This is a genomic window from Stenotrophomonas sp. YJH_SMC_133, assembly GCF_059370655.1.
The window spans coordinates 86,142-92,502 of sequence record NZ_JCAFTW010000014.1; the positions used below are offsets into that span (position 1 = coordinate 86,142).

5 protein-coding genes are annotated in these 6,361 nt (G+C 67.6%); 3 read left to right on the top strand and 2 right to left on the bottom strand.

Features of this window, described 5'->3' with window-relative positions:
- Window positions 1-25: 25 nt before the first annotated feature.
- Together AC5P78_RS18785 and AC5P78_RS18790 are read left to right on the top strand one after the other, a co-directional pair.
- Window positions 26-1,150 (top strand): slipin family protein, encoded by a 1,125-nt coding sequence (locus tag AC5P78_RS18785; RefSeq protein ID WP_005411579.1) that lies wholly within the window; start codon window positions 26-28, stop codon window positions 1,148-1,150.
- Window positions 1,151-1,206: 56 nt separating this feature from the next.
- The gene (locus tag AC5P78_RS18790) at window positions 1,207-2,427 is read left to right on the top strand and encodes an RtcB family protein (RefSeq protein ID WP_012481580.1); all 1,221 of its coding nucleotides are present in this window, start codon (window positions 1,207-1,209) and stop codon (window positions 2,425-2,427) included.
- A 95-nt stretch (window positions 2,428-2,522) separates the two neighbouring features.
- Here the strand turns inward: AC5P78_RS18790 and AC5P78_RS18795 are convergent, their stop codons facing one another.
- Together AC5P78_RS18795 and AC5P78_RS18800 are read right to left on the bottom strand one after the other, a co-directional pair.
- On the bottom strand, window positions 2,523-3,428 hold the full coding sequence (locus tag AC5P78_RS18795) for an NAD(P)/FAD-dependent oxidoreductase (protein ID WP_012481581.1): 906 nt from the start codon (window positions 3,426-3,428) through the stop codon (window positions 2,523-2,525).
- Window positions 3,418-3,873: an Rrf2 family transcriptional regulator gene (locus AC5P78_RS18800; RefSeq protein ID WP_044571046.1), complete on the bottom strand. Its 456-nt coding sequence runs from the start codon at window positions 3,871-3,873 to the stop codon at window positions 3,418-3,420. The genes AC5P78_RS18795 and AC5P78_RS18800 overlap by 11 nt, the downstream gene beginning before the upstream one ends.
- Before the next feature lie 182 nt (window positions 3,874-4,055).
- Here AC5P78_RS18800 and AC5P78_RS18805 point away from each other — a divergent pair, with 182 nt between their 5' ends.
- Window positions 4,056-6,176, top strand: coding sequence for a methyl-accepting chemotaxis protein (locus AC5P78_RS18805; protein WP_043034463.1), 2,121 nt, complete (start codon window positions 4,056-4,058; stop codon window positions 6,174-6,176).
- Window positions 6,177-6,361 lie beyond the last annotated feature (185 nt).

The window sequence follows — 6,361 nt, forward strand, 5'->3', positions numbered from 1 at the left end:
CAGAGCCATACAAGGAGAGACTCCCATGTTCTGGACCATCAAGGTCGTGATCGGCGACGGCGAGCGCGGCCTGGTGTATCGCAACCGTCGTTTCCAGCAGATCCTGCTGCCGGGCGTGCACCGCCTGTCGCCGTTCGGCGGCCGGCCGCACGTGGACATCCACACTGCATCGAAGGGCGCGGCCTACACTGGCAGCGACCAGGACAGCCTGATCGAAGCGCTGGGCGCACAGCTGGACACGCACTTCGTGCTGGCCAACGTCGGCGCCAGCGAGGTCGGCCTGTTGCTGCGCAACGGCCGCATCGATGAAGTGCTGCCGCCGGGCAGCCGCCGTCTGTACTGGCGCGGCTCGGTCGATACCCAGGTGCAGGTAATGGCGTTGGGTGACGAGCCGCGCATTCCGGCCGACGTGCAGCAGCGGCTGGGTCAATTGGGCGTGCTGCCGCGTGTGGCGGTGATCAGCACGGTGCCGAGCGAGTCGGTCGGCCTGCTGTTCATCGATGGCACGCTGCGGCAGACGCTGGACGCCGGCCTGCACGCGTTCTGGAACTTCAACGGCAACGTGTCGGTGGAGCGTGTGGAACTGCGTGCACGTTCACTGGACGTGTCCGGCCAGGAACTGCTCAGCCGCGACAAGGTGACCCTGCGGGTGAACCTGGCCGCGACCGTGCAGGTGGTCGACCCGGTGCGTGCGCACCGCACGCTCAGCAATGCCGATGAGTTCGTCTACCGGCAGCTGCAGTTCGGCCTGCGCCAGGCAATTGCCGCGCGCAGCCTGGACGAGCTGCTGGGTGACAAGGCGGCACTGGACGGCGAGATCGCTGCGCATGTGCAGGCGGCGATCGAAGGCCACGGCGTGCGCTTGCTCGGCGTCGGCATCAAGGACGTGATCCTGCCGGGCGAGATGAAGGAGATCCTCAACGGCGTGGTGCTGGCCGAAAAGCAGGCCCAGGCCAGCGTGATCCGTCGCCGCGAGGAGGCCAACGCCACGCGTTCGCAGCTCAACACCGCAAAGCTGATCGAGGACAACCCGGTGCTGATGCGCTTGAAGGAGCTGGAGGCACTGGAGAAGGTCACCGAGAAGATCGACACGCTCACCGTGTTCGGCGGCCTGGATGGCGTGCTGAAGCAGCTGGTGACGATCAGGTAGGGGGTAGCGGTGGCGCAGGGACGCGCCGCCGGCCCATCAAGGACATTAAAGAAGACATGGACACTCAACAGAACTATCAATGGCTGCATGCCGAGGGCACCACGCCGATCAAGGGCTGGGTCAACGGTGTGCCGCTGGAAGCGCAGGCACATGAGCAGCTGCGCAACATCGCCGCGATCCCGTTCGTCGGGCCGTGGGTGGCCGTGATGCCGGACGTGCACCTGGGCAAGGGCGCGACCGTCGGCTCGGTGATCCCGACCCGCGGGGCGATCATCCCGGCCGCGGTCGGCGTCGACATCGGCTGCGGCATGGCGGCGGTGCGTACCACGCTGCGCGCCGATGACCTGCCCGATGACCTGCGGCAGCTGCGCAACAGCATCGAGCGCAGCATTCCGGTGGGCAACGGGCGCGGCGGCGAGCATCACCGCATGCCCGACAGCATCCACACCCGGCTGGTGCAGTCCGGGCTGGCCGCCGGCCTGGAGAAGATCAAGGACAAGCACCGCAGGATCCGCACCGACAAGCTGGACCGCCAGCTGGGTACGCTGGGCGGCGGCAACCACTTCATCGAACTGTGCCTGGACGAGACGGACACGGTGTGGGTGATGCTGCACAGCGGCTCACGCGGTACCGGCAACCTGATCGGCACCTACTTCATCGAGAAGGCGCGCGAGGAACTGGCCCGGCGCGTGCTGGGCTTCCACCTGCCGGACAAGGACCTGGCGTTCTTCATGGAAGGCGAGCCGCTGTTCGATGACTACGTCGAAGCAGTGTCGTGGGCGCAGGACTACGCCCGGCAGAACCGCGAGGCGATGATGTCGCGCGTGCTGGCCGAGATGCGCCACCGGCTGCCGAAGTTCCAGCTGGCGGCGATGGCGGTGAACTGCCACCACAACTACGTGCAGAAGGAGACGCACCACGGGCAGGAACTGCTGGTGACGCGCAAGGGCGCGGTCAGCGCGCGTCAGGGCGAGCTGGGCATCATTCCCGGCAGCATGGGCACGCGCAGCTACATCGTGCGCGGCAAGGGCAACGAGGACAGCTTCCACAGCTGCAGCCACGGCGCCGGCCGGGTGATGAGCCGTGGCACGGCGCGCCAGCAGATCACGCTGGCCCAGCACCGCGAAGCCACCGCGCATGTGGAATGCCGCAAGGACAGTGGCGTGCTGGACGAGTCACCGGCCGCGTACAAGTCGATCGACGATGTGATGGCTGCGCAACTGGACCTGGTCGACGTGGTGCACACGCTGCGGCAGGTGCTGTGCGTGAAGGGGTAATGGAGCGGTGCCGGCCAAGGCCGGCCTCTACCAGAGCAACACGTGGCGTCGGGGGTCAGATCCCTTTCTGCGAAAGGGATCTGACCCCGGCACATTCAGCGCGGCACGCTGTCCTCGGCCACCAGCGCATGGTGCACGCCGATGCCCGCGCGCACGCCTTCGGCCATGGCCAGGGTGATGTTGCCCACCGTGGTCGCATCGCCTGCGGCATACACGTTCGGCACCGAGGTGTGCTTCATCGCATCGACCTCGATCAGCACGCCCAGCGGGCTCTCGACCAACGTGCAGCCCAGCTGCTGCACCAATGGCGTGGCCATCGCCTGGGTGGCCGGCACGAACAACGCACGCTGGGCGATTCGGCGGCCGTCGGCCAGCTCCACTTCCAGCCAGGTCGGCTGGTCGCCCTGCACGCCCAGCACGGGTGACGTCTCGATCTGCACGCCGCGCTGCTGCATGGCAGCGCGTTCCTCATCCGTGATGTCCAGTCCCATGCTGAAGAACGTGACATTGCCCCAGTCCGCGAACAGCGGCGCCTTGCTGGCGGACATCGGATGACCGCCAAGCAGGCCAATGGCACCACCACCCACTTCATAGCCATGACAGTACGGGCAGTGCAGCACGGTGCTGCCCCAGCGCTCGGCGAGGCCCGGCAACGCCGGCAACTGGTCGGCGATGCCGCTGGCGAGCAGCAGCTTGCGCGCGGCCAGCACCTGGCCATCGGCGGTACGCACTTCCACGCCTTCGGCGCTGGCGGTGGCCTGAACGGCTTCGGCATGCACCCAACGCACCGTGGGGTAGTCCAGCAGCTGCTGGCGCGCCGTCTTCAGCAGCTCGGCGCCACTGATGCCATCCAGCCCGAGCACCCCGTGCGAATGACTGGCGAAACGGTTGCGCGGCGAACCGGCGTCGATGACGGTGACCGGGCGACGGGCACGGGCCAGGATCAGGCCGGCGGCAATGCCGGCATAGCTGCCGCCGACGATGAGCACATCAGGATTCATGGTGACCTTCCAGGGAACGGTGATGGGCAAGATGGCGGGCGAAGTCGGCGCCGAGCTGGTCCAGCGTGGTCGCCTGCAGCCGCGCTTCGAGCAGGCGCTGCGCTTCGCGCGCCCCTTCGAGCAGGGCGCTGTTGACCAGCTGCTGGATCGGGCAGCCACCGCCGGAGTCGCGTGCGCCGACCTGGACCAGCGGTGGTGCGCCCACCGCCAGGTAGATGTCATGCAGGGTGATCGCCGCGGCATCGCGTGCCAGCAGGCTGCCGCCGCCGTGGCCGCGGGTGCTGCGCACCAGGCCGGCCTTGTGCAGCTGCGCCAGCAGGCGACGGATCACCACCGGATGCGTCGGCAGGCAGGACGCCAGCTGCTCGGACGTGCGCGGGGCGGCATGGCCGACCAGGTGCGCCATCACATGCAGGGCGTCGGACAGTGGATTTGCGGATTTCATGTAACAAAGATAGTTACATTTAAATTATCTGTCGAGAGTCTTCTTTCGTTCCATATGGACACATTTGTCCTATGAAACATCCCCTTCACATCACTAAACGAAACGGTAATGTGATGAGCGTCGCACTTCAGACGCGTGGGGACAGGTCGATACCGCATTGCCCCTTCCCGAGAGTCCCTTCCATGAAAGCGTCTGTCCGTGCTCCGCGCCTGCAGTCCAAGCTGCTCGGCGCGGTTTCCGTTGGTCTGGCCGTGGTCCTGCTGTGCGCATTGGCGGGCCTGGCCTCCGCCTGGTTGAAGTTGTCCACCGAGGTTCCACCCGAAGTCGCGCACAGCCGCGACGCCGAACGCCTGCAGCGCGAGTTCCGCGGCCAGGTGCAGGAATGGAAGAACGTGCTGCTGCGCGGCCACGACGACGCGCTGCGCCAGCGCCATCTGGACGCCTTTGACAGCGAGGGCCGCCTGGTCGAGCAGCTGGCCAGGGGCCTCGTAGCCAGCCCGGACATACGCACGCGCGAACTGGCGCAGTCCTTCATCGGCCTGCACACGCAGCTGCAGAAGGACTACCACGCCGCCCTGCAGGCGTTTGCGGAAGCCGGCTACGATCCCGCCGCCGGCGACAATCTGGTGCGTGGCAAGGACCGCCCGGTGGCGACCGCACTGGATGCGCTGAGCACGCATGCCACGCAGGTGGCCGAAGCAACCGTAGCGGCGCGGTCGCAGCAGGCGCGGCAGACCCTGCTGCTGTGCGCGGCGCTGACCGTGCTGGCCGCCGTGTTGCTGCTGATGGGCCTGGCCTGGTGGCTGCGGCGCGCGGTGGTGCAGCCGGTGCTGGCGGTGGAAGCCGCTGCGCGTGCCGTGGCCGCCGGTGATCTGCAGCACGTGGTGCAGGTGCGCAGCCGCGACGAGATCGGTCGCCTCGCGCAGGCGATGCAGGCGGTGCAGTCCACGCTGCGCGGCGTACTGGACGCACAGGCGACGATGGCGCAGGCGCATGACGCCGGCACCATCAGCCATCGCATGGATGCCAGTGCATTCCCGGGCGCGTTCGGCACCATGGTGGCCGACTGCAACACGCTGGTTGACGCGCACATCCAGGTGAAGATGCGCGCGATCTCGATCATGGGCCGCTATGCCGTCGGTGACCTCAGCCAGGACATGGAACGCCTGCCCGGCGAAAAGGCCGTGATCACCAACGCGTTGGATACGGCCAAGGCCAATCTCGGCATGATCAACGGCGAGATCCGCCGCCTGGCCGAAGCCGCCGCCGCCGGTGACTTCGGCCAGCGCGGCGACAGCGCACGCTTCGAGCATGATTTCCGCGCAATGGTCGACGGCTTGAACCGATTGATGCAGACCACCGAACTGAACCTCGGCGAGGTCTCCAGCATGCTGCGCGCGATTGCCGATGGCCGCCTCGGCGCGCGCATGCACGGTGATTTCCAGGGCGTGTTCGCGCGTATCGCCGGCGACGCCAACACCACCGCTACGCAGCTGGCAACCATCGTCACCGACATCAAGCACGCCTCCGGCAACATCCACACGGCGGCGGCGGAGATCGCCGCCGGCAACAACGATCTGTCGCGCCGTACCGAACAGCAGGCCGCCAACCTGGAAGAGACGGCGGCATCGATGGAGGAACTGACCTCCACCGTGCGCCAGAACGCCGAGCATGCGCGCCAGGCCAACCAGCTGGCGATCGGCGCGCACACCGTTGCCTCTCACGGCGGCAGCGTGGTCGGCCAGGTGGTGACGACGATGGGCGCGATCGAAACCTCGTCGCGGCAGATCGCCGAGATCATCAGCGTGATCGACGGCATCGCCTTCCAGACCAACATCCTGGCGCTGAACGCCGCGGTGGAAGCGGCACGCGCCGGCGAGCAGGGCCGCGGCTTCGCGGTGGTTGCCAGCGAAGTGCGCACCCTGGCACAGCGTTCGGCGGCAGCCGCGAAGGAGATCAAGGCGTTGATCGAAGCGTCGGTGGAACAGGTCGGCCACGGTGCACGGCGCGTGCGCGAGGCCGGTGACACCATGGCCGAGATCGTGGCGTCGGTGCAGCGCGTCACCGACATCATGGCCGAGATCTCCGCCGCATCGCAGGAGCAGAGCGCGGGCATCGAACAGGTCAGCCAGACCGTGATCCAGATGGACGGCACCACCCAGCAGAATGCCGCGTTGGTGGAGGAAGCCAGCGCCGCCGCGCGCAGCCTGGAGCAGCAGGCGAACCGGTTGATCGACGCGGTGGATGTGTTCGATCTGTCGACCACCGCCGCAGCGAAGGACGCGCTGGCGCGCGCGGCCTGATTGATCCGGTTGCCGGCCAGCGGCTGGCAACCCCGCCACCACATAGGTAGCGCCCGACCGTTGGTCGGGCGATGGCAGGGGCCGTGCGGACCAACGGTCCGCACCCACCGTAACCTGCGGTAGTGCCGGCCGCTGGCCGGCAACCCCACCACCACATGGGTAGCGCCCGACCGTTGGTCGGGCGA